The organism is Bradyrhizobium sp. 138 (genome assembly GCF_023074075.1).
Classification (GTDB): domain Bacteria; phylum Pseudomonadota; class Alphaproteobacteria; order Rhizobiales; family Xanthobacteraceae; genus Bradyrhizobium.
Genome location: NZ_JADPKT010000007.1, coordinates 241,245 through 264,209 on the forward strand (window position 1 = coordinate 241,245; position 22,965 = coordinate 264,209).

Here is a 22,965-nt window from a genome sequence, read left to right on the forward strand (position 1 = left end):
CTACCCGTCGTTGCGCCGATCGAACCGCGTGCGTGCCGCCTCGATCTGCGACAAATGTTCGATCGCCCACTCCCCGAGCGCCTTCACCGGCTGCTGCAATCCGCGGCCGAGATCGGTCAGCTCATAGTCCACGCGCGGCGGGATGGTTGGGAAGATGGTGCGCGTGACGAGGCCGTCGCGCTCGAGGCCGCGCAGCGTCAGGGTCAGCATCCGCTGCGAGATGCCGTTGATCATGCGCTTCAGCTCATTGAAGCGCTTCGGCCCGTCGCTCAGCATCATGATGACGAACACGCTCCATTTGTCGCCGACGCGGGACAGCACGGAGGCGACCCCGCGGCAGTCCGCATGGTTGGGATCCGGCCTTTGATCCGGCTTTTGATCAGGACCTGGATCCAGCCTCGGCGAGGCAGGCAAATCGGTGTGAGCAGGTTTCAATAATGTGTCCATGGCTCAAAAAAGTGCGTTCTTGCGGGGATTTCGACAGTCACTCATGTAGTCCGGGTTACAAATCTATACCAGGGTGACCCCAAATGAAACTCCTCCATCTCGACTCCAGCGTGCTCGGCCCCCACTCCGTCTCCAGGCAGGTCTCGGCCGCCATTGTCGACCGGCTGCGCCAGGCGACACCCGCGCTGGACATTACCTATCGTGATCTGACTGAGACCCCGCTCGCCCATCTCTCCGGCTCGCACCTTGCGGCCGCGCAAGGCGCCCCCGCGCCGGCGGAACTCAGCTCCGACCTCGCCGCGAGCGCGGCGGTGCTGGACGAGTTCCTGGCCGCCGACATCGTCGTGGTCGGCGCGCCCATGTACAATTTCACCATTCCGAGCCAGCTCAAGGCCTGGATCGACCGCATCCTGGTGGCGGGCAAGACATTCAGCTACGGGGCGAATGGACCGCAGGGCCTTGCCGGCGGCAAGCGGGTGATCGTGGCGATCTCGCGCGGCGGCTATTATGGCGCAGGATCGCCGGTCGCGGCGCTGGAGCATCTCGAAAGCTATCTGCGCGGCGTGTTCGGCTTCATGGGCATCCATGATGCCGAATTCATCATTGCCGACGGAATCCAGGTCGGCCCGGATCATCGCGAGAAGGCGCTCGCCGGCGCGCTCCAGGCCGCGACCAGCCTGCGCGCAGCCTGAAGGCCCCGCCGAAATCAGCCGCCGCCGGATTGCGCGGCGGCTGACGGCTCGCGCGATCCGCAAAGCTAAACCCAGACGCCCTGCATGCCCAGGATCACGGCAACGAGTGAGACGAACAGGCCGATCCCGGAGAACAACGCGACGGCGACGAACTCAGACGTGTCGGAACGCTTGGCCCGAACGGCGGATCTTTCGGTGTGAACGCGCGGTGATGAAATCGACGAGAAAATGCGGGCTGCTTTCGTCATAACCGACTCCTTTAGATAGTGAGTCTGTCCTGCCCGTAAGCTGGCGCGAAGGTTCAACGCCTCACACATAGGTTCCGTCAATGCATCTACAAGACCGTCGGGGCCGGCCGGCGCACCGCGCCGGCCGATTCAATTTGCACTGGATTTGATCAGCCGCGATAGATCGGCGCGCCGCTCGGCGAGGCCACCGCGCCGCCGTCGACGAAGATTTCCTGGCCCTGCACATGCGCGGAATCATCCGAGGCCAGGAACAGCACCGTCTTCGCAACGTGATCGGTTTCGCCGATGCGGCCGAGCGGCGTCGACAGCGCGATCCGCTGCTCGAACGCCTTCTCGGCTTCGGGCGTCGCGGTCGCAGGTCCCCAGATCGGCGTACGGGTCGCGCCTGGCGCCACGACATTGACGCGAATGCCGCGCGGCGACAGCTCCGAAGCCATGATCCGCGCCATCGCGCGCACGCCGGCCTTCGCGGCACCGTAGGCCGAGTAGCCGGGAATGCCGAGCACGGAGATCACCGAGCCGTTGAGGATGATCGAGGAATTGTCGTTGAGATGAGGCAGCGCTGACTGCACCGTGAAGAACACGCCCGTGAGGTTCGTGCTGATGACCTTCTCGAACACATCCAGCGTTGCCGATCCCAGCGGCGTGCCGCCGGCAATGCCGGCATTGGCGAACACGATGTCGAACTTGCCGAATTTTTCGGCGCCCTGCTTGATCGCAGCTTCCGTCGCGGCGATGTCAGTGGCATCGGCGGCGAGCGCGAGCGCATTCGGTCCGAGCTCCTTCGCGGCTGCTGCCAGCGTCTCCTTGTTGCGCCCGGTGACCACCACTTTCGCGCCCTCGGCCACGAACAGTTTTGCGGTCGCAAGGCCAATGCCGCTGTTGCCGCCGGTGATCAGGGCCGTCTTGTTCTTCAGTCTCACGCTCGCCTCCAATGGTTGCATCATAAAACCAGATTGCCATCTAGGGCATATGGTTTTATGATGCAACCACACAAGCGCGTGATCGGCGCCGACGCCGTGCGAACGCGATAGGACGAAGGTGATGGTGAAACGAACGAGCTTCGAAGGCGATGCCTGCCCGGTCGCGCGGGCGCTGGACGCGATCGGCGATTGGTGGTCGCTGCTGATCATCCGTGAGGCGCTGTCCGGCCAGCGCCGCTTCGGTGAGTTTCAGAACAAGCTCGGCATGGCCAAGAACATCCTGTCGGCGCGGCTGCGCGCGCTGGTCGATCACGGCATTCTGGCAATCGCCCCCGCCTCCGACGGCAGCGCTTATCAAGAATATGTGCTGACGCCAAAGGGTCGCGGCACCTTCCCCATCCTGGTGGCGCTGCGGCAATGGAGCGAGGCGTTCGACGACCGCCCGGAGGAGATTGCGACCATCCTGGTCGACCGCGCCAAAGGCCGCCCGGTGAAGAAGCTGGAATTACGCGCGGAGGATGGACGGTTGCTCAGCTCCGCCGACACGACGCTGAAGCCGCGGCCGGCGCCGCGACGGCGGTCGGCAGGATGAGACCGAGCTGTTTCCTCCACCGTCATTGCGAGCGTAGCTTGTGCGAAAACACAGACATCGTCAAAGATGACTGACACCTCAACGTGGCACCACCATGCCCCTGCTCGCCATCGTCCACTTTTCCATCTCCGGCACCACCGAGAAACTGGCGCATGCTGTGGCGCGCGGAGCCGCTGAAATGGCGGAGATCGCGCTTTGCCGCATCGCCGGCGACGACATTGTGTCGGGTCGCTTCCAGAATGAGCGGTTGCTGGAGACGATCGACCGCGCCGACGCGGTCGCCATTGGCAGCCCGACCTACATGGGCGGAGCAGCGGCGCAGTTCAAAGCCTTCGCAGACGCTTCAAGTGACAGATGGACCCAGCAGCGCTGGGCCAACAAGTTCGCGGCCGGGTTCACCACAGGTGCTCTCGCCGGGGGCGACCAACTCCACACCTTGACCTACTTCTCCATTCTGGCTGCTCAGCATGGCATGCTCTGGTGCGGACTGGATATTCCGGGCGGGGAGGATCTGAGCGGCCGGAATCGTTTGGGCAGCCAACTTGGCTTGGCGACACACTTGGTTGGCGGCTTGTTACCGCAAAGCGACGTCAGCACGGCCGAATATCTCGGCCAGCGATTGGCGACAATGGCAAGCCGCAACGGCTAACCCCACCGTCACGAGGTTAGAGCGGCGCACTTAACGCTTATCCCGTCACCCCCGCGCAACGGCGAAGCCGTTGTCGCTGGAGGCGGCCGCTTCTTCAGCGGCCCTCGAAGGGCGACGGCCCCGCAGCATCTCGGCCGTTCATCCTTCGAGGCTCCCGGCGCAATGCTGCACATCGCGGCGTTCGCGCCTCAGGATGACGGGGTTTGATAGAAAGCCCCGCCGCTACGACAGCTTGCGCTTGCTCCGCAGTCTCAAGTGCTCGTCCGCTTCGAGCTGCGTCATGCCCAATAAATAATGTAACACGTGCAGCTTGTGGCGCTCGGCGAGCTTGCGTAGGGCAGCCGTCTGCTCGGCAATGAAGGCGACCGCCTCATCCGCCCCGCCCTCGCCCGGTTCCTCGTGGCGCGAGCCCCCCGGCACGCCGATAGCGGCGCGCGCCCGTTTCTTTCCTGGCCTAGTCACCAGACCCCACCCCGAATCCATGCCCCGCAGAACCTTACGCCGACATCGGCCGCAACTCCAAGGTGGTATTCTGCAACTTTCTCGATATGAAACTTTTCCCATCGTGGCGGCTTTCAACAGCGCCCGATTTGACAGGAACGGCCTCACCACCCATGTTCGGGTCGAAACGGCCGACCCGAGTCCTTTCGTTTTCGGCCCAAGATTTTCCCATAAGTTACTGGAACTACATGAATATCGTCATTGTGGAGTCGCCGGCGAAAGCCAAGACGATCAACAAATATCTGGGCTCGTCCTACGAGGTTCTGGCCTCGTTCGGCCATGTCCGCGACCTGCCCGCGAAGAACGGCTCCGTGGATCCCGACGCCAATTTCAAGATGATCTGGGAGGTCGACCCCAAGGCCGCCGGCCGGCTCAACGACATCGCCAAGTCCCTGAAGAACGCCGATCGCCTGATTCTCGCCACCGACCCTGATCGCGAGGGTGAGGCCATCTCCTGGCACGTGCTGGAGGTGCTGAAGGAAAAGCGCGCACTGAAGGACCAGAAGATCGAGCGGGTGGTGTTCAACGCCATCACCAAGCAGGCCGTCTCGGACGCGATGAAGCATCCGCGCCAGATCGACGGCGCGCTGGTCGACGCCTATATGGCGCGCCGCGCGCTCGACTATCTCGTCGGCTTCACCCTCTCCCCCGTGCTGTGGCGCAAGCTGCCGGGCGCCCGCTCCGCCGGCCGCGTGCAGTCGGTGGCGCTGCGCCTCGTCTGCGACCGCGAACTCGAGATCGAGAAGTTCGTCGCGCGCGAATATTGGTCGCTGATCGCGACGCTTCTGACCCCGCGTGGCGATGCGTTCGAGGCCCGCCTCGTCGGCGCCGACGGCAAGAAGATCCAGCGCCTCGACATCGGCACCGGCGCGGAAGCCGAGGACTTCAAGAAAGCGCTGGAAACCGCCAGCTACGCCGTCACCGCGGTCGACGCCAAGCCGGCCCGGCGCAATCCGCAGGCGCCCTTCACCACCTCGACGCTGCAGCAGGAAGCCAGCCGCAAATACGGCTTTGCGCCGGCGCACACGATGCGCATCGCCCAGCGCCTCTATGAAGGCATCGACATCGGCGGCGAGACCACCGGACTCATTACTTATATGCGTACCGACGGCGTGCAGATCGCGCCCGAGGCGATCACCCAGGCGCGCAAGGTGATCGGCGAGGATTACGGCAATGCCTATGTGCCGGATGCCCCGCGCCAGTACCAGGCCAAGGCCAAGAACGCGCAGGAAGCCCACGAAGCGATCCGCCCGACCGACATGTCCCGCCGCCCCGCCAGCATGAGCCGCAGGCTCGATGCCGATCAGGCGAAACTCTATGAGCTGATCTGGAAGCGCACCATCGCGAGCCAGATGGAATCGGCCGAGCTCGAGCGCACCACCGTCGACATCACGGCGAAGGCAGGCTCCCGCACGCTGGAGCTGCGCGCCACCGGTCAGGTCGTCAAGTTCGACGGCTTCCTCGCGCTCTACCAGGAAGGCCGCGACGACGAGGAGGACGAGGATTCCCGCCGCCTGCCCGCGATGAGCCCGAACGACGCGCTCAAGCGGCAGAGCCTGTCCGTCACCCAGCACTTCACCGAGCCGCCGCCGCGCTTCTCCGAGGCCTCGCTGGTCAAGCGCATGGAAGAGCTCGGCATCGGCCGGCCCTCGACCTATGCCTCGATCCTGCAGGTTCTGAAGGACCGCGGTTACGTCAAGCTGGAGAAGAAGCGCCTGCATGGCGAGGACAAGGGCCGCGTCGTCATCGCGTTCCTGGAGAGCTTCTTCAGCCGCTATGTCGAATACGACTTCACCGCGGGCCTGGAAGAGCAGCTCGACCGCATCTCCAACAACGAGATCTCCTGGCAGCAGGTGCTGAAGGATTTCTGGACCGGCTTCATCGGCGCCGTCGACGACATCAAGGATCTGCGCGTCGCGCAGGTGCTCGACGTGCTCGACGAGATGCTGGGGCCGCACATTTATCCGCCGCGTGCCGACGGCGGCGATGTCAGGCAGTGCCCGAATTGCGGCACCGGCCGGCTCAACCTCAAGGCCGGCAAGTTCGGCGCCTTCGTCGGCTGCTCGAACTATCCGGAGTGCCGCTACACCCGCCAGCTCGCCGCCGACGGCGAAGCCAGCGCCGACCGCTCGCTCGGCCAGGATCCCGAGACGGGCCGCGATGTCTGGGTCAAGGCCGGCCGTTTCGGCCCCTATATCCAGCTCGGCGAACAGAAGGATTATGAGGAAGGCGAGAAGCCGAAGCGCGCCGGAATCCCGAAGGGCACCTCGCCCGGCGATGTCGATCTTGAGCTTGCGCTGAAGCTGTTGTCGCTGCCGCGCGAGATCGGCAAGCATCCGGAAACCGGCCAGCCCATCACCGCCGGCCTCGGCCGCTTCGGGCCGTTCGTGAAGCATGAGAAAACCTATGCCAGCCTCGAGGCCGGCGACGAGGTGTTCGACATCGGCCTCAACCGCGCGGTGACGCTGATCGCGGAGAAGGTCGCCAAGGGCCCGAGCCGCCGCTTCGGCGCCGATCCCGGCAAGGCGATCGGCGACCATCCGACGCTCGGCACCGTCACCGTCAAGAGCGGCCGCTACGGCGCCTATGTCACCGCGGGCGGCGTCAATGCGACGATCCCCGCCGAGTTCGAAAAGGACACCGTCACGCTGCCGCAGGCGATCGCACTGATCGACGAGCGCGCGGCCAAGGGCGGCGGCAAGACCAAGGCGAAGAAGGCGGCGAAGCCCGCCAAGGCCAAGAAGACTGCAGGCAAGGCCGCGGACGGCGAGGACGCCGCGCCAAAGCCGAAGAAACCGGCCGCGAAGAAAGCCGCGGCCAAATCGAAAACCGAATCCACCAGCAAGGCGCGCGCCGCCGTACCGTCGTCGGCCAAGACTTCTGCCACAAAGGCGTCGCCGACCAAGGCCGCCGCCAGCAAGGCTCCGGCCAAGAAGAGTGCCGGCAAGACTTGAGATCAAGAATTAGAGGTTAAGTGAAACGCAAGAATGACCGTGGCTTTCCCGACCGGCAAGCCATCGTCGCCTTCATCAAGGCAAATCCAGGAAAGGTGGGGACTCGCGAAATTGCGCGTGAGTTCGGCCTGAAGAATGCCGATCGCGTCGAGCTCAAGCGCATGCTGCGCGAGCTCGCCGATGACGGAACCATCAAGAAAAAGCGTCACAAGGTGTCCGAGCCGGACGCGCTGCCGTCGACACTGGTCGCCGACATTACGGGACGCGACTCCGACGGCGAATTGATCGCCTCCCCCACCGAATGGGACGAGGTCGAGAGCGGCGAGCCGCCGAAGATCCGCATCCTGATGCCGCGCCGGCCGAAGCCCGGCACCGTCGCCGGTGTTCGCGACCGCGTGCTGCTGCGCGTCGAGCCGAGCAACGAGGAAGGCCCGGCCTATCGCGGCCACGTCATCAAGGTCTTCGACAAGTCGAAGAGCCGTATCCTCGGTGTGTTTCGCGCGCTCCCCGAAGGCGGCGGCCGCCTCGTGCCCGTCGACAAGAAGGCTGCCGACCGCGAGCTGAACATTGCAGCGGCCGATACGCACGGTGCGCAGGACGGTGACCTCGTCAGCGTCGACATCGTCCGCACGCGCAGCTTTGGGCTGGCGTCCGGCCGCGTGAAAGAGAAGCTCGGCTCGGTCAAGTCGGAAAAGGCGATCAGCCTGATCGCGATCTACGCGCACGACATCCCGCTGCAATTCTCGCCCGCCGCGATGCGCGATGCGGAAGCGGCGGAGCCCGCGAATCTCAAGGGGCGCGAGGACTGGCGCGACGTGCCGCTCGTCACCATCGATCCGCCGGATGCGAAAGACCACGACGACGCTGTACATGCCGAACCCGACCCTGATCCCAACAACAAAGGCGGTTTCATCGTCAACGTCGCGATTGCCGACGTGAGCTTCTACGTCCGGCCGGGCACCGCGCTCGACCGCGACGCGCTCGACCGCGGCAACTCGGTCTATTTCCCCGACCGCGTCGTGCCGATGCTGCCCGAGCGCATCTCCAACAATCTCTGCTCGCTGGTGCCGGGCGAGCCGCGCGGTGCGCTCGCGGTGCGCATGGTGCTCGGCCCCGACGGCCGCAAGCGCTCGCACAGTTTTCATCGCATCCTGATGCGCTCGGCCGCGAAGCTGAGCTACGCGCAGGCGCAGGCCGCGATCGACGGACGACCGGATGACACCACCGGCCCCCTGCTCGATCCGATCCTGAGGCCGCTCTATGCCGCCTATGCCTGCGCCAAGCGCGCGCGCGACGAGCGCGATCCGCTCAATCTCGATCTGCCCGAGCGCAAGATCCTCTTGAAGAGCGACGGCACGGTCGATCGCGTCGTGGTCCCCGAGCGGCTCGATGCGCACAAGCTGATCGAGGAGTTCATGATCCTCGCCAACGTCGCCGCGGCCGAGATGCTCGAGAAGAAGTCGCTGCCGCTGATCTACCGCGTGCATGACGAGCCGACCTTGGAGAAGGTCCACGCGCTCAGTGAATTTCTTGAGACGCTCGACGTCCCCTTCACCAAATCAGGCGCGCTGCGCCCCACCTTGTTCAACCGCGTGCTGGCCCAACTCGAAGGCCACGACTATTACCCGCTGGTGAGCGAGGTCGTGCTGCGCGCCCAGGCGCAGGCCGAATATTCCTCCGAGAACTACGGTCATTTCGGCCTGAATTTGCGCCGCTACGCGCATTTCACCTCGCCGATCCGCCGCTATGCCGACCTCGTCGTACACCGCGCGCTGGTTCGCGCGCTCGGCCTCGGCGAAGGCGCCCTGCCCGACAGCGAGACGCCGGAATCGCTCGGCGAAGTCGCCGCCCATATTTCGGTGACCGAGCGGCGCGCCATGAAGGCGGAGCGCGAGACCGTCGACCGCCTGATCGCGCACCATCTCGCCGACCGCATCGGCGCCAGCTTCCAGGGCCGCGTCTCCGGCGTCACGCGCGCCGGCCTGTTCGTCAAGCTGAGCGAGACCGGCGCCGACGGTCTGATCCCGATCCGATCCCTCGGCACGGAATATTTCAACTATGACGAGGGCCGGCACGCCCTCGTCGGCACCCGCAGCGGCACCATGTATCAGCTCGGTGACGTCGTCGACGTCCGCCTGATCGAGGCAGCCCCGATCGCGGGCGCGCTGCGCTTCGAACTCTTGGGCTCGGCCAGCGAAACCACGCCGCGCAGCCGCCGGCAAGGCCCGCAGCGCCGTCCCTCGTTCAAGGCGCATCCCGGACGCAGCCCGGAAAGAAAACGCAAGCCGGAGAAGTCAAAATCCGGCAAAGCGAAGAAGGGCAAGAACAAGGGAAAAACCAAGGGCAAGAAGGGCAAAGCATGGTGACGATGAGCACGGCCCCAAAAATCTGGACGCGCGAGACCGGGCTCGTCGAGAAGCGCGATCTCTGGACGGCGATGAAGCGCGGCTTTCGCGGTCGTTGTCCGCGCTGCGGCGAAGGCAAGCTGTTCCGGGCCTTCCTGAAAACGGCCGACGATTGCGCCACATGCGGCCTCGATTTCACGCCGCACCGCGCCGACGATCTGCCCGCCTATCTCGTCATCGTCATCGTCGGCCACATCGTGGTGCCGGCCATTCTCTGGATCGAGACCAACTACACGACGCCGGTCTGGATCAGCTTCGCAGCCTATCTGCCCTTCACCTTCGTGGCCTCGCTCGCGCTGCTGCAGCCGGTCAAGGGAGCTGTGGTCGGCTTGCAATGGGCTCTGCGCATGCACGGGTTTGACGAGAACCCTCCGGATGGTATTCCGCCTGTCTAAGCCAAATAAGCAAGAACAGTTCGGGTGAGGACATGACGGATATGGCGCAAGTCGCGGAGAAAGCAAACGTTCACGAGGAGAAGGAAGCCGATCACCATCCCTATTTCCGCCCGAGGGATGCGGCGACCCTGATCCTGGTCGATCGCAGCGGCGCCATTCCGAAGGTTCTGGTCGGCAAGCGCCACGACAAGGTGGTGTTCATGCCAGGGAAATTCGTCTTCCCGGGCGGACGCGTCGACAAGGCCGACTATCGCGTGCCCTGTGCGGCGCCGATCACCGCGGAGCTGGAGGCCAATCTCGCCAAGGGCAGCCCGAAGACGCCGGCGTCGCGCGCGAAGTCGCTCGCCATTGCTGCGATCCGCGAGGCCTGCGAGGAGACTGGTCTCTGCCTCGGCCGCAGAGCCGAGGGCAAGACACCGAAGCTCGATGGCCCCTGGAAACCGTTTGCGGATGCAGGCCTGCTGCCCGATCCCTCCAGCCTGTTCCTGATCGCCCGCGCGATCACCCCGCCCGGCCGCGTCAAACGGTTCGACACCCGCTTCTTCACCGCGGATGCCTCCGCGATCACCCACCGCGTCGACGGCGTGATCCACGCCGACGCCGAATTGGTCGAGCTGGTCTGGGTCGAGCTTGGTTCGAAGCCGCTGGCCGATCTGCATCCGATGACGCGTAACGTGCTCAACGAGCTCCACACCCGCCTCGCCACCGGCCCACTCCGCCACGATGCGCCGGTGCCGTTCTTCCATTTCTACGGCGGCAAGATGCAGAAGGATGTTTTGAGCTAGGCCATCACTACGGCGGAAGCGCCTCAAAACTGCTTCTTGGCAACCGTCCAGCGCGCGCCTCGTCCTTCGAGACGACCGCTTCGCGGTCTCCTCAGGATGAGGCTGAGTTGCATTCGAGCCCGTTGAATCTGTTGCCGCGCCTTCAGTCCTCATCCTGAGGGCCCGCCAATGGCGGGCGTCTCGAAGGATGGCCGCAGGCAACGGTGTCAAATGCAATGACGCAATTGTGCTGAACACACCTCAAAAAACAAAAAATTCTTCCCGCCTCCCCCGATGGCGGAGTTCCCGGGCATGCCTATGTCTTCCCAAGCGTCACCAAGAACGGACACCGGGCGATGGCACAACGGCAACTCAAGCTTGGCGCGTTCATGCGCCCGATCAGCATCCACACCGGAGCCTGGCGCTATCCCGGGGCCTGGCCCGACGCCAATTTCAACTTCTCGCACATCAAGCAGCTGATCCAGAAGCTCGAGGCCGGCAAATTCGACGCCTTCTTCATGGCCGATCACCTCGCCGTGTTGAACATGCCGATCAACGCGCTCAAGCGCAGCCACACCGTGACCTCGTTCGAACCGTTCACGCTGCTGTCGGCGCTCTCGGCCGTCACCGAACGGATCGGTCTGATCGCGACCGGCTCGACCACTTTTGATGAGCCCTATCACGTCGCGCGCCGCTTCGCTTCCCTCGACCATCTCAGCGGCGGCCGCGCGGGCTGGAACATCGTCACCACCTCGAATCCGGATGCGGCACTGAATTTCGGTCTCGACGACCACATGGAGCACGCCGAGCGCTACAAGCGCGCCCGCGAGTTCTACGATGTCGTCACCGGTCTGTGGGATTCCTTCGCCGACGACGCCTTCGTACGCGACGTCGAAAGCGGCCTGTTCTTCGATCCCGCCAGGATGCACACGCTCGACCACAACGGCAAATATCTGAAGGTGCGCGGGCCCCTGAACATCGCCCGCCCCGTGCAGGGCTGGCCTGTCATCGTGCAGGCCGGCGCCTCGGAAGACGGCAAGCAGCTCGCGGCCGAGACCGCGGAAGCCGTGTTCACCGGCGGCGGCAGCCTTGCCGACGGACAAAAGCTCTATGCCGACATCAAGGGCCGCATGGAGAAAGTCGGCCGCGATCCCGAGCACTTGAAAATCCTGCCCGGCGCCTTCGTCGTGGTCGGCGACAGCGTCGACGAGGCCAAGGAGAAGCGCTCTTTGCTCGACAGCCGCGTGCACTACGACAGCGCCATCGCCTCGCTCTCCGTCATTCTCGGCACCGATGCGTCGGGCTTCGATCCGGAGGGACAACTGCCGGAGATTCCCGAGACCAATGCCAGCAAGAGCGGCCGCCAGCGCATGGTCGACCTCGCCAAGCGCGACAAGCTCACCGTGCGCCAGCTCGCCCAGCGCGTCGGCGGCTATGGCGGGTTGTCCTTCGTCGGCACCGCCAAGACCATTGCCGATCAGATGGAGGAATGGCTGGTCGGGCGCGGCTCCGACGGCTTCTCCCGTTCCTGCCCGCCGGCCTCGACGATTTCGTCGACAAGGTGGTCCCGGAGCTGCAGCGGCGCGGGATTTTCCGCAATGAGTACGAAGGAGCCACTTTGAGGGAGAATCTGGGCCTGCCGCGGCCGAAAAACCGGTTCTTTGAGGCCTAATCGGGCCGTTTTGGGTGGTTCTTGGGGTGTAAAACCTTGACATCAGGCGGTTTCTGGCTAGGTTGCCGGCCAACGCGGGCCGTTTTGGCCGGCTCCAGATTCCCCTGATATTCTGAGGTTCAGAACATGGCCAAAGCGGTCACCATCAAGGTCAAGCTCGTGTCCTCGGCCGACACCGGCTTCTACTACGTCGCCAAGAAGAATTCGCGCACCATGACCGACAAGCTGGTCAAGAAGAAGTACGACCCGGTCGCGCGCAAGCACGTCGAATTCCGCGAAGCCAAGATCAAGTAAGAAGATCAAGTAAGATCGCAGCAAGCGTTGAAGATTTTGCGGGGCCCTTTCGGGCTCCGTTCTATTTTGTGCCACCTCGTGTCCCGGATGCGCTGCAGCGCCCCTGCGCTGCGGCGCCGAGCCGGGACCCATCAGCAAGGAAGCGGCTCGCTATCTCACCGCGAACGGCGCCTGATAAGGCCGGCCGAAGGGCACCCCGTTGATGACGGTCTGGATCGGCTTGAGATACGCCTTGCCCTCCCTCTTGTTGTTGCGGGTGTCGACGAAGCTGACCGGCCCCTCCACCAGCTCCATGATGGCGACGTCGCCGGGCGCACCGACCTGCAGCGTGCCGATCTTCGGCGCGCGACCGATGATCTTTGCCGGCGCCGTGGTTGCCATCGCGACCACCTGCTCCAGCGTAAAGCCCAGCGTCATGAACTTGCTCATCACGTTGGGCAGGAATGGAATGCCCGGCGAATTGCCGGAGAAGACATGGATATCGGAAGAGATCGTGTCCGGCGTGCATCCGCCGGGGATCGCCACTTCCGCCACGGTGAAATCGAAGCTGCCGCCGCCATGGCCGACGTCGAACATGGCCCCGCGCTGCTTGGCCGCAAGAGCCGCAGGCAGCAGTTTGCCCTCTTGAACGATATTGGTGAAGACGTTCGTCATGTTCGGGGCGCCCGAATAGGCGTGCGTCAGCACGTCCCCTGGGCGGAGCAGATCGAGAATCTGCGACATCAGCTCCTTGGACTCGACGCCGCCAATATGCACCATCATCTTGGCCGGCCAGCCGCACATCTCGCAAGCCTGGATGCCGCGCTTCAGCGGCTCGAGCCCGTGCTTGTAGATCACGTTCTCCGACATCCGCACTTTGACCCCGAGCAGGAAATCGGCGTTCTCGGCGAGCGCCATCGCGCAGGCTTCGGTCTGGGCGACGTCGATATTGTACAGCTCGGCGGCCGGGAACGCCGACAGGCCGTTATTGGCGATATGGACGAAGGCGTACATCCGCGCCCGCGTCTGGGCCACGATGAACCGGCGCAGCGCCGCCAGATTGTTGACCCCGGCATCGCCCGCCGAGACGACGGTGGTCGTCGCCTGGAATTGCACCAGCTCGTCGGCGGGAATGCCGATGGCCGAGCCGTAAGGGTAGACGTGACAATGCAGATCGATGAGACCGGGCATCACGAGCTTGCCCGACGCGTCGATGCTCTTCAGCGCGCGCTCGGCGGGGATCGTTTCCTGCACCGTTTCGATGACGCCCCAGCGAATTCCAATATCGCGTTTGGCGCGCAGCGACTGGCTGGGGTCGAGGACCTCGCCGCCGCGGATCACCAGATCGTACTTGTCGTTGGGCCCCATCGCGGCTTGCGCGGGCGCGGAGAGGCCGACGGCTGCAGCGGATGTGGAAAGTGCCAGGAAATCGCGGCGCGATAACGCGGACATGATGGTCCCCCCTCGAGTTTTTTGTTCGCAGCTTCGACGAGTAGCTCCGTCGCCGGCGGCAACGCAGGAATTCAGAATGAATTGATTGGAGCTGGAGCACGTCGCCCGGAGAGGCCGATCCTATGACTGCATCCGAGGTCTGGCGAGCCGCGAAATTTTCCCAAACCGCATGAACCTTCTCGGAAAAACGACGACTAAGTGACTTGTTTGCCGGTCACGACGACGCAGCGCGTCTTCCGCTCCAAACTCCCAAGCGGACGATCGTAAGCCCCTTCCCGGACTACGCTACGCCGTCCGCAACACCGGCGTCGGTGGCTGCGACGGCCTGATCAGCGCGAACGCCACCTGCACGATGCCGCCGGCCAGGCCCAGCGCCACGCCGATGCGCCAGGCCGTGGTGTAGGAGCCGAGCGCGTCATAGAGCAGCCCTCCGCCGTAGGCGCCGAGGAAGCTGCCGATCTGGTGGCTCATGAAGGCGAGGCCCTGGATCATCGCCTGCCAGCGCAGGCCGAACATCTCGGCGACCGCGCCGGCGACCAGCGGGCCGACGCCCATCCAGAGGAAGCCCATGATGGCGCCGAACAGCAGCGTCGAGAACGGCGTTGCCGGCAGCATGAAGTACCAGGCGAGCGCGAGCGAGCGGAGGATGTAGATGCCGCCGAGCAGCGCCAGCTTGTTCCAGCGCTGGCCGGCCCAGCCGAAGAACAGCGAGCCCAGCACGTTGAAGCCGCCGATCATGCCGAGCGTCTGCGCGCTCAGCATCGGGTCGAGGCCGCAGATCGCCAGATAGGACGGCAGATGCGTGGTGAGGAACACCAGTTGCATGCCGCAGACGAGGTAGGCGCAAGTCATCACCACGAAGGAGGCGTTGCCGAACGCCGCCTTCGTCGCCAACATCGCGGTTGCATCGCCGATGTCGTCGGCGGCGGGCTTGGGCAGCGGGACCTGATCGACGCGGCCGGCATACCAGGCCGCGGGGATCATCAGCACGGACATGACGACGAAGCCGGCAAGGCCGATGCGCCAGCCAAAACCCTCGTTGAGCATCTGCCCGATCGGCGCCGACAGCAGCGCGCCGAGCGAGCCCGCACCCGAGACGATGCCGAGCACGGTGGAGCGCACCGTCGCAGGGACCGCGCGCGCCGCCACCGACATCGCGATCGCGGCAGCGGTGCAGGCCAGCGACGTGCCGATCAGCACGCCGGCGCCGATCATGATGCTGATCATCCCGTTCGCGGTCGCCATCAGAATGAGGCCGACGATGTACATCAGCGAGCCCACGATCATGATCGGGCGGAAGCCATAACGCACGGTCATCGCGCCGGCGAGCGGCTGAAGAAAGCCCCAGGCGAGGTTCTGCACCGCCAGCGCCAGCGTGAAATCCGAGATCGAAATGTGGATGTCACGCGTCAGCGGCTGCATGAAGATGCCGAGCGACTGCCGCAGCCCCATGCTCAGCGTCAGCATGATCGAGGCGCCGATCAGGATGGGCAATGTCGGACGCAGGACCTGCAGCAGGGGCATTTTTCTTCTCCCTTTTGGGCACGGCGCGAAGGCCGTCGTCTGCTTTTGCCGCTGATTTTGGTTACACAGACCTGTGTACTTAGGCTATGATTGGCAGGTGCTGTCAAGCGAACAGGACGCATTCCGCTGCATGGCTCCCCCGCCCGCCCCACAGACGATGAAAGAGCGGATTCTTCAGACCGCCGACAAGCTGTTCTATCTGCAAGGCATTCGCGCGATCGGCGTCGACACCATCGCCGCCGAGGTCGGCATCAGCAAGCGCACGCTTTACAACCACTTTCCCTCCAAGGACGCGCTGATCGCGGCCTATCTCGAGCGTCGCTTCGTGGCTCAGCGTCCGTCCGACAAGCCACCGGCCGAGCAGATCCTTGCCACCTTCGATTCGCTGGAGCGGCGCTTTGCGGCCAAGGATTTTCGCGGCTGCCCGTTCGTGAACGCGGTCGCCGAGCTCGGGCCTGCCGACCGCGCCGTGAAGAAGATCGCGGTCGCCTTCAAGGAAAGCCGGCGCCTCTGGTTTCGCGATCGGCTGAGCGAGCTCGGCGTGACGGACGCGGATGCACTCGCAACGCAGCTGGTCCTGCTGGTCGACGGCTCCATCGCCCAGGACCTCGTCCGCGACGATCCGGCGATGGCAAGGGCCGCGAAGGAGGCGGCAAAGGTGCTGCTGCGGAATGCGGGCGTGGATGTGGGTGGGAATGACAGCGCAGTTTAGAGGACCGCCGTCACCCTATCAAAATGCCCCTGTTTTGCCCGACACGTCAAACGGCGCGACCGCCAGCGCAAGGCCTCTTCGCCACCCGCGTAACCCATTGATCCGGCTAGCGCCGGCTACTGTGCATGGGGTTGTTTTCGCAATTTGTTGTGCAGCCAGCCTCACGCCGCCTGCGACACCACCCGATTACGGCCGTCGTGCTTGGCGCGATACAGCGCGGTGTCGGCGCGCTTGAGCACCTCGCCAACCGCCTCGCCCTTCTGCTCCAGCGTGGTCAGGCCGATCGAGATCGTGACCTCGATGCGCTTGGTGCCCTTGTGGATCGCGAACGGCTCGCCCGCGATCGAGCGGCGCAGGCGCTCGGCGACCATGCCGGCGACGTGGAGATCGGTCTCGGGCATCACGATGACGAATTCCTCGCCGCCGTAGCGGCAGGCCAGATCAATGCCGCGGATCGACTTGCGCACCCGCACCGCGAACTCGCGCAGCACGTCGTCGCCGGCGTCGTGGCCGTAATTGTCGTTGATCGACTTGAAGAAGTCGATGTCCAGGATCATCAGCGCCAGCGGCTTGCCGCGGGACGCGGCCTGCTCGGCGAGCGTTGCCAGATGGCTCTCCATGTAGCGGCGATTGTGCAGGCCGGTGAGCGCGTCGGTGATCGCCATCTCGATCGAGTTCTGCACGTTGTCGCGCAAATGATCGGTGTAGCGGCGGCGGCGGATCTGGGTGCGGGCGCGCGCCAGGAGTTCGATCTTGTCGATCGGACGCAGCAAATAGTCGTTGACGCCGATCTCGAGGCCGCGGAGCAGCCGCGTCGAGTTCTCGGGGTCGGCGATTGCCAGGATCGGCACATGGCGCGTGCGCTCCAGCGAACGCGCCTGGCTGCACAGCCTGAGGCCGTCGAAATTGTTGAGATCGAGCGAGACGATCAGGAGGTCGTAATTGCCCTCGGCGGCGTGGAACAGCGCCTCCGTCGGGTTCGGCTCGACGTCGATGGTGTGCTCGGCGGCGAGGATCGTCGCCAGCCGCTCGTAGGAGGACTGACGGTCGTCGACCAGCAGGATGCGGCCGCCCTTGCCGGTGTCGGCCACGGCGCTGCGCTCGGGCGCCTGCATGCCGATCTCGAGCGAGGTGATGGCGCGCATGCGCAGTTCGTCCGTCATCATCTTCAGCCGCGTCAGCGAGCGCACCCGCGCGATCAGCACGACGTCGGAGACGGGTTTGGTCAGGAAATCGTCGGCGCCGGCCTCCAGCCCGCGATTGCGGTCGGAGGGACTGTCGAGCGCGGTGACCATGACGACGGGAATGTGATGCGTCGCCGGATCCGTCTTGAGCCGACGGCAGACTTCGAACCCGTCCATGTCAGGCATCATCACGTCGAGCAGGATGATGTCGCATTCGGCACGATGGCAGATCGCCAGCGCCTCGGCGCCGTTCGAGGCGGTCATCACGTCGAAATATTCGGCGGACAGGCGGGCTTCGAGGAGTTTGACGTTGGCAGGGACGTCATCGACGACCAGGATACGCGCGGACACTGTGAACTCACTTCCTATCCGATGAAACGCCGGACCGTCTCGATGAATTTGCCGACCGAGATCGGCTTCGACAAATAGGCCTCGCAGCCGCCCTCGCGGATGCGCTCTTCGTCGCCCTTCATCGCGAACGCCGTGACCGCGACGACGGGAATGGCGCGCAGCTCCGGATCGTCCTTGATCCAGCGCGTCACCTCGAGGCCGGAGACCTGCGGCAGTTGGATATCCATCAGCACGAGGTCGGGCCGCATCTTGCGCACGAGGTCGAGCGCCTCGTAGCCGTTGCTGGTGCCGGAGGTCTGGTAGCCGTGCGCCTCCAACAGGTCGCGGAAGAGCTTCATGTTGAGCTCGTTGTCTTCCACGATCAGGACGGTCTTGGCCATCCCGCCCTCCTGATTGGTCCGAAGGACCCATACATGTGACGCCTCAGGCGCCGCTCGCCGGCGCTTCGAAAACTGGATTCAAACTAGCCTCAGATTCGCTTGAGTTTCGTTAAACCCGAGGGTCGACTTTCTGCGATGTGGTTTCCAGTTGCTTGCCTGGGGTCAGAAGACTTGAGGCCGAGACTCGGGCATGATGATTCCAAATTAGAGACCGAAAGTTAACGGAAAGGCAAACCGTCCCCTTGAAAAAGCCTGTTCACAACCCCCGCGAAGTCGCTGAAATCGTTGCGATTCAGGCCCTGTCCTTCGTCGCGAGCGAGCCCGAGCGGCTGGGCCTGTTTCTGGCCGAGACAGGGGTGGGTCCGGAGACCCTGCGCAATGCCGCCTCGGACCCCAATTTCCTGCTCAGCGTGCTCGATTTCGTGCTGCGCGATGACGCCACCGTGAAGGCCTTTGCCAGCTCCGCGAAACTGCACCCGACCAACGTTGCCGCAGCGCGGCAGGTCCTCGGCGACGCGCTCGGCGACCCCTCCTGGGAGCGCGACGTGCCGTGACCAATCCCGACCCGGCCGGGCCCCGCTGCTTCTGCCGGGATTGTCTGGCCGATCTGGACATCGGCTTGCAGAATTTGGGCGTGCGGCGCTGCTCGGCCTGCGGTTCCCCCCGCCTCGTCCGCCACCGGTCACTATCCACGCTGAACATCGCGCATATCGACTGCGACGCCTTCTATGCGACGGTCGAGAAGCGGGACAACCCTGAGATCGCCGACAAGCCCGTTATCATCGGCGGGGGAAAACGCGGCGTGGTGTCGGCCGCCTGCTATATCGCCCGCACCTATGGTGTGCGCTCCGCGATGCCGATGTTTAGGGCGTTGGAGGCCTGTCCGCATGCGACCGTGATCCCGCCCGACATGGCGAAATATGTGCGCGTCGGCCGCGAGGTGCGCCAGGCCATGCAGGCGCTGACGCCGCTGGTCGAGCCGCTCTCGATCGACGAGGCCTTCCTCGATCTCTCCGGCACCGAACGGGTGCACGGCATGATCCCGGCAAAAGTGCTGGCGCGCTTTGCCCGCGAGGTCGAGCGCGACATTGGCATCTCGGTCTCGGTCGGCCTGTCCTGCAACAAGTTTTTGGCCAAAATCGCCTCCGACCTCGACAAGCCGCGCGGCTTTGCCGCGCTCGACCAGGAGGAAGCGCGCGTGATGCTGGCGGACAAGCCGGTCGGCTTCATCTTCGGCGTCGGCCCGGCGACGCAGGAGCGCCTGGTCCAGCGCGGCTTCCGCCTCATCGCCGACCTGCAGAAGGCCGACGAGATCGAGATGATGCGGCAGTTTCCGAGCGACGGCCGCAGGCTGTGGCGGCTCGCGCGCGGCATCGACGACCGCCGCGTCGAGCCTGACCGGGGCGCCAAGACGATTTCCAGCGAAACCACCTTCGAGACCGACATCCGCGATTTCGCGACGCTGGAGAAGATTTTGTGGCGGCTGTGCGAGAAGACGTCGTCCCGCCTCAAGAGCGGCGAGCTCGCCGGCTCGACCGTCACGCTGAAGCTGAAGACCGCCGATTTTCGCCAGCGCACCCGCTCGCAGTCGATCGCCGCCCCGACGCAGCTTGCCGCAAAAATCTTTGCGATCTGCCGCGAGATGCTGGCGAAAGAGATCGACGGCACCGCCTTCCGCCTGATGGGCGCAGGCGTCAGCGCGCTGCGCGACGGCTCGGTCTCCGACGACACCGACATGCTCGACCGCCGCCCCGCCCACGCCGAGCGCGCGGTGGACAATCTGCGCAAGAAGTTCGGCAGCGCCGCCGTGATCCGCGGCATCGCGTATGAGGGACCGAAGGCGCAGGAGTGACCGAGCCCTGCTCAACTCAGTCGCGTTCGAATATCCGTGCACCCGGATAGACGCGCCGAGCATATTGAACGACCAACTGCCGATCCTGAGTTTCCAGGAAAGGCGTTCGGATCTGACAAGACCCGACGATGAGGTGCCACAAGCCGTTGAGCTTTCCAATGACGACGTTCATTTGAGCCTTCTCGCAGTGACCGAGTGGACTCAAATTGTAAGAATCTCCCGCTGTCGCTCAATTGTACCAGCGTAAGACCGGCGTATGAGAAGGATTAGAGGAGATATACAAAGGTATGTCGCCAAGACTCTGTCGCGCGGGATGACTTGATCTTTGTCCGCCGACAAAGGGTAATGGGTTTCGCCCCGGCTCCACCCATCCTAAGAACTAGATTGCTATTTTCAGCATTTTAGCATTTGAGAAATACTCAACGCGGATGCCGGGACTCTCACGTCGCAGTTGCTGTGCGATCGCGATGCCTTCCTCGTCCAATTCTTCGTTCTTGGCCGCGTCGCTAAACTGATGGTAGTGGGCATTCTCATAATCAGCCACCCACTTCGATATCCGTTTTGCCAAATCCACGGATATCCCAATTCTAAAAGGATCGAGATAACCTCCAGCGGAGCCGTCGCGGATTCCGGTGCCAGACAACATCCCGTCGACGATCAAAATGGGTTCAATCATTGGCGCGTCGATTTCGATCAGCCATTTCAGCGGAGTAGGATGGGTAGAGCGCAGCGAAACCCATCAAGCTCTTTCCAAGGCGTAAGTCGATGGGTTTCGCTGCGCTCTACCCATCCTACATTCAGATCAATCCGCGACCGCAATCGCCTCGATCTCGATCAGCCATTCCGGCGCGGCCAGCGCGGAGACGCCGACGAGCGTGCTTGCGGGCGGCTCCATGCCTTCGAAGAACGCGGAGCGGGCCTTGCCGATGATCGGGCGCAGCTCCGGCTTGTAGTTCACGACGAAGGTCGTGATCTTCACGATGTTGGAATAGCTCGCGCCAGCCGCCTTCAACGCGTGACCGAGATTCTGCATCACCTGCGTCGTCTGCGCGGCAATATCGCCCTCGCCGACGATCCGCCCCTCCTCGTCCACCGACACCTGGCCCGAAATGTAGATGGTCCGCGCGCCCGTGGCGGTGACGACGTGGGAATAAGCGGGATTGTGATGCAGGCCGCTGGGACGGAGATGATCGAGCTTGGGCATGGTGCTTGCCTCCCTGAGGTTTTTGGTTGGGAGGGAGCGTAGCTGGAGAGTGTGACGAGAGCTAGTCCGTCACGGCGAGGAGCAATGCGGCGAAGAGAGATCTCGTAGGGTGGGCAAAGGCGCACTTGCGCCGTGCCCGCCATCTATCAATGACTATCGAGAGAATGCGTGGGCACGCTACGCTTTGCCCACCCTACGGCCCTGCTCGTGCGGGAGGATTCGCCCCCTCAATTGCAGGGCTTGCTGTCCTTGACGTCGAACTTGCCCATTGCGCCGGAAATGACAAAGTCGTTGTAGTCGAGCACGAGCTGGCGCGAGACGCCGTTCTCATAGAGCTCGAACGCCATTGCGTAGACCGGGGTCTGCTCGCCCTCTTTCTGCTGGGCGTCGCGGTCGAAATAGCTGACGGTGACCGGCCAGCGCTTGAGCGATTTCATGTGCTCGTCCGAGGTCGACGGATCGGACGCGGTGGCACGGTCGGCGGGGATCGGCTGGCCGATCACGGTCAGCGTATTGTAGACCTTCTGGCCGTCGTCGGAGCCGTCATAGACGGACAGCTCGAGCAACGACTTGCCTTCGTTGGCTGCCGCGATGATGCGCTGGATCTGCTCGGTCGGGAACACGATCTTGCCGTCGAGGGTAAAACTCTTCGGCGCCGGCAGCTTCAGCTTGACGTTGATGTGGTCGCCGTCGCGCTCGGCCGAGCCATCGACCCGGCCGGCATCCGCCTCGTTCATGCGCGTCTCGATCTTGAAGCGATAGCTCTTGCCGGCCGCGTCCTCCCAGGAATTGGAGCGGAGGTCGCTGAGCGTGACCTTGCCCTCGCCGCTGTCGAGCTCGGAGACCTGGCGGAATTCGGAAGTGTAGCCCTCACAGGCGTTGCCGGTGAAATTGTAGAGGATGCGGCCCCGGGCGCTGTTGACCGAATTGGAGCGCGATTTCACCAGGCTGAGATCATAGAGTGCTTGATGCGCCAGGAACGGACCGTTGGCGGCCTGTGCCACGCCGCCGGGACCGAAAGCAGCCGCCGCGAGCGCCATCACACCGAGCGAAGTCCGGAAAAGGTGCACCATGTCTGTTCCTTGGGAGCGCAGATCCTTGAGGAAGCGCAGATTCGACATTTTAATGACCGTTCCATTGCGTCGCAACTGAGGCCGTTTCACGTAAAGTTGCGGCCCTTGCGTTGAACCTCCTGCCCTGCCTCAACAAAATGCAGCCCTTTCCGGTTGCTTGCATGTGGCGGCCCGATGGGCGAAACAGGGCGCGCCCGGCCGCCTTGCGGACGCGCCGGGGCGAACGATTTTCTGGACAATGAGGTCGGACATGGCAGGCACGGTCGAGCAGAAGCTGGCGGAACAGGGCATCAAGCTGCATGAGGCTCCCACGCCCGTCGCCAATTACGTGCCGTTCGTGCGCACCGGCAATCTGCTGTTCGTCTCCGGCCAGGTCTGCTTCGATCCCGCCGGCAAGCTGATCGCCAAGGGCAAGCTGGGTGCCGGCGTCTCCATCGAGGACGGCGCTGCGGCGGCGCGCGGCTGCGCGGTCAATCTGCTGGCCCAGGTCAAGGCCGCACTCGGCGACCTCGACAAGGTCGTGCGCGTGGTGCGCCTCGGCGGCTTCATCAACTCGGCGCCGGACTTTTTGGACGGGCCGAAGGTGCTGAACGGCGCCTCGGACCTGATGGTCGCCGCCTTCGGTGACAAGGGCCGACATGCCCGCACCACTGTCGGCGTCGCCTCGCTGCCTGCCGATGCGGCGGTCGAGGTCGACGGCGTGTTCGAGGTCGCCTGA

23 protein-coding genes and 1 pseudogene are annotated in these 22,965 nt (G+C 64.2%); 13 read left to right on the forward strand and 11 right to left on the reverse strand.

What is annotated here, in order from left to right:
* Positions 1-447 carry a helix-turn-helix domain-containing protein gene (locus tag IVA79_RS05550; protein ID WP_247550838.1) on the reverse strand — a complete coding sequence of 149 codons (447 nt, stop codon included), beginning with the start codon at positions 445-447 and terminating at the stop codon, positions 1-3.
* An 83-nt stretch (positions 448-530) separates the two neighbouring features.
* Between IVA79_RS05550 and IVA79_RS05555 the strand changes: the two genes are divergently transcribed.
* On the forward strand, positions 531-1,139 hold the full coding sequence (locus IVA79_RS05555) for an FMN-dependent NADH-azoreductase (protein ID WP_247550839.1): 609 nt from the start codon (positions 531-533) through the stop codon (positions 1,137-1,139).
* Between the two features lie 65 nt (positions 1,140-1,204).
* Here the strand turns inward: IVA79_RS05555 and IVA79_RS05560 are convergent, their stop codons facing one another.
* On the reverse strand, positions 1,205-1,387 hold the full coding sequence (locus IVA79_RS05560) for a hypothetical protein (RefSeq protein WP_247550840.1): 183 nt from the start codon (positions 1,385-1,387) through the stop codon (positions 1,205-1,207).
* A 149-nt stretch (positions 1,388-1,536) separates the two neighbouring features.
* Positions 1,537-2,310 (reverse strand): SDR family oxidoreductase, encoded by a 774-nt coding sequence (locus IVA79_RS05565; protein WP_247550841.1) that lies wholly within the window; start codon positions 2,308-2,310, stop codon positions 1,537-1,539.
* Between the two features lie 121 nt (positions 2,311-2,431).
* Between IVA79_RS05565 and IVA79_RS05570 the strand changes: the two genes are divergently transcribed.
* Positions 2,432-2,902, forward strand: coding sequence for a helix-turn-helix domain-containing protein (locus IVA79_RS05570; RefSeq protein ID WP_247550842.1), 471 nt, complete (start codon positions 2,432-2,434; stop codon positions 2,900-2,902).
* Between the two features lie 94 nt (positions 2,903-2,996).
* Positions 2,997-3,551: a flavodoxin family protein gene (locus IVA79_RS05575; protein WP_247550843.1), complete on the forward strand. Its 555-nt coding sequence runs from the start codon at positions 2,997-2,999 to the stop codon at positions 3,549-3,551.
* Positions 3,552-3,773: 222 nt separating this feature from the next.
* Here the strand turns inward: IVA79_RS05575 and IVA79_RS05580 are convergent, their stop codons facing one another.
* A complete protein-coding gene (locus tag IVA79_RS05580) occupies positions 3,774-4,013 on the reverse strand; it encodes a hypothetical protein (RefSeq protein ID WP_247550844.1) in 240 nt (79 codons plus the stop codon).
* A 227-nt stretch (positions 4,014-4,240) separates the two neighbouring features.
* On the opposite strand from IVA79_RS05580, the gene topA reads away from it, so the two are divergent.
* From topA to rpmG, 6 genes and pseudogenes are all read left to right on the forward strand, one after another.
* Positions 4,241-7,006 (forward strand): type I DNA topoisomerase, encoded by a 2,766-nt coding sequence (gene topA, locus IVA79_RS05585; RefSeq protein ID WP_247550845.1) that lies wholly within the window; start codon positions 4,241-4,243, stop codon positions 7,004-7,006.
* A gap of 20 nt (positions 7,007-7,026) precedes the next feature.
* Positions 7,027-9,372 (forward strand): ribonuclease R, encoded by a 2,346-nt coding sequence (gene rnr, locus IVA79_RS05590; RefSeq protein WP_247550846.1) that lies wholly within the window; start codon positions 7,027-7,029, stop codon positions 9,370-9,372.
* Positions 9,366-9,806, forward strand: coding sequence for a DUF983 domain-containing protein (locus IVA79_RS05595; RefSeq protein ID WP_247550847.1), 441 nt, complete (start codon positions 9,366-9,368; stop codon positions 9,804-9,806). Before rnr ends, IVA79_RS05595 begins: the two co-directional genes overlap by 7 nt.
* A 32-nt stretch (positions 9,807-9,838) precedes the next feature.
* Positions 9,839-10,591 (forward strand): NUDIX domain-containing protein, encoded by a 753-nt coding sequence (locus IVA79_RS05600; protein ID WP_247550848.1) that lies wholly within the window; start codon positions 9,839-9,841, stop codon positions 10,589-10,591.
* A gap of 335 nt (positions 10,592-10,926) precedes the next feature.
* A pseudogene (locus IVA79_RS05605) lies at positions 10,927-12,242 on the forward strand (LLM class flavin-dependent oxidoreductase).
* A gap of 126 nt (positions 12,243-12,368) precedes the next feature.
* A complete protein-coding gene (rpmG, locus tag IVA79_RS05610) occupies positions 12,369-12,536 on the forward strand; it encodes a 50S ribosomal protein L33 (protein ID WP_007603295.1) in 168 nt (55 codons plus the stop codon).
* Positions 12,537-12,686: 150 nt separating this feature from the next.
* Here rpmG and IVA79_RS05615 read toward each other — a convergent pair whose 3' ends face one another.
* Both IVA79_RS05615 and IVA79_RS05620 read right to left on the reverse strand, forming a co-directional pair.
* The gene (locus tag IVA79_RS05615; protein WP_247550849.1) at positions 12,687-13,967 is read right to left on the reverse strand and encodes an amidohydrolase/deacetylase family metallohydrolase; all 1,281 of its coding nucleotides are present in this window, start codon (positions 13,965-13,967) and stop codon (positions 12,687-12,689) included.
* Positions 13,968-14,252: 285 nt separating this feature from the next.
* A complete protein-coding gene (locus tag IVA79_RS05620; RefSeq protein WP_247550850.1) occupies positions 14,253-15,491 on the reverse strand; it encodes an MFS transporter in 1,239 nt (412 codons plus the stop codon).
* Between the two features lie 130 nt (positions 15,492-15,621).
* Here IVA79_RS05620 and IVA79_RS05625 point away from each other — a divergent pair, with 130 nt between their 5' ends.
* Entirely contained in the window at positions 15,622-16,203 is a 582-nt protein-coding gene (locus IVA79_RS05625) for a TetR/AcrR family transcriptional regulator (RefSeq protein WP_346658146.1), read from the forward strand.
* A gap of 161 nt (positions 16,204-16,364) precedes the next feature.
* On the opposite strand, the gene IVA79_RS05630 is transcribed toward IVA79_RS05625, so the two are convergent.
* Positions 16,365-17,738: a PleD family two-component system response regulator gene (locus tag IVA79_RS05630; protein WP_247550852.1), complete on the reverse strand. Its 1,374-nt coding sequence runs from the start codon at positions 17,736-17,738 to the stop codon at positions 16,365-16,367.
* Between the two features lie 14 nt (positions 17,739-17,752).
* The gene (locus IVA79_RS05635; protein WP_008566616.1) at positions 17,753-18,118 is read right to left on the reverse strand and encodes a response regulator; all 366 of its coding nucleotides are present in this window, start codon (positions 18,116-18,118) and stop codon (positions 17,753-17,755) included.
* Between the two features lie 242 nt (positions 18,119-18,360).
* On the opposite strand from IVA79_RS05635, the gene IVA79_RS05640 reads away from it, so the two are divergent.
* Both IVA79_RS05640 and IVA79_RS05645 read left to right on the forward strand, forming a co-directional pair.
* Positions 18,361-18,672, forward strand: a complete 312-nt coding sequence (locus tag IVA79_RS05640; RefSeq protein ID WP_247550853.1) for a DUF3572 domain-containing protein — start codon at positions 18,361-18,363, stop codon at positions 18,670-18,672.
* Entirely contained in the window at positions 18,669-19,970 is a 1,302-nt protein-coding gene (locus tag IVA79_RS05645; protein ID WP_247550854.1) for a DNA polymerase IV, read from the forward strand. The genes IVA79_RS05640 and IVA79_RS05645 overlap by 4 nt, the downstream gene beginning before the upstream one ends.
* A 379-nt stretch (positions 19,971-20,349) precedes the next feature.
* Here IVA79_RS05645 and IVA79_RS05650 read toward each other — a convergent pair whose 3' ends face one another.
* The 3 genes from IVA79_RS05650 to IVA79_RS05660 all read right to left on the reverse strand — a co-directional run bounded on the left by IVA79_RS05650 (position 20,350) and on the right by IVA79_RS05660 (position 22,247).
* On the reverse strand, positions 20,350-20,646 hold the full coding sequence (locus tag IVA79_RS05650; RefSeq protein WP_247550855.1) for a hypothetical protein: 297 nt from the start codon (positions 20,644-20,646) through the stop codon (positions 20,350-20,352).
* Between the two features lie 126 nt (positions 20,647-20,772).
* Complete coding sequence (locus IVA79_RS05655; protein ID WP_094891913.1) at positions 20,773-21,174, reverse strand: RidA family protein; 402 nt, start codon at positions 21,172-21,174, stop codon at positions 20,773-20,775.
* A 227-nt stretch (positions 21,175-21,401) separates the two neighbouring features.
* On the reverse strand, positions 21,402-22,247 hold the full coding sequence (locus IVA79_RS05660; protein WP_247550856.1) for a cell envelope integrity EipB family protein: 846 nt from the start codon (positions 22,245-22,247) through the stop codon (positions 21,402-21,404).
* Between the two features lie 250 nt (positions 22,248-22,497).
* On the opposite strand from IVA79_RS05660, the gene IVA79_RS05665 reads away from it, so the two are divergent.
* Positions 22,498-22,965 carry a RidA family protein gene (locus IVA79_RS05665; protein WP_018321130.1) on the forward strand — a complete coding sequence of 156 codons (468 nt, stop codon included), beginning with the start codon at positions 22,498-22,500 and terminating at the stop codon, positions 22,963-22,965.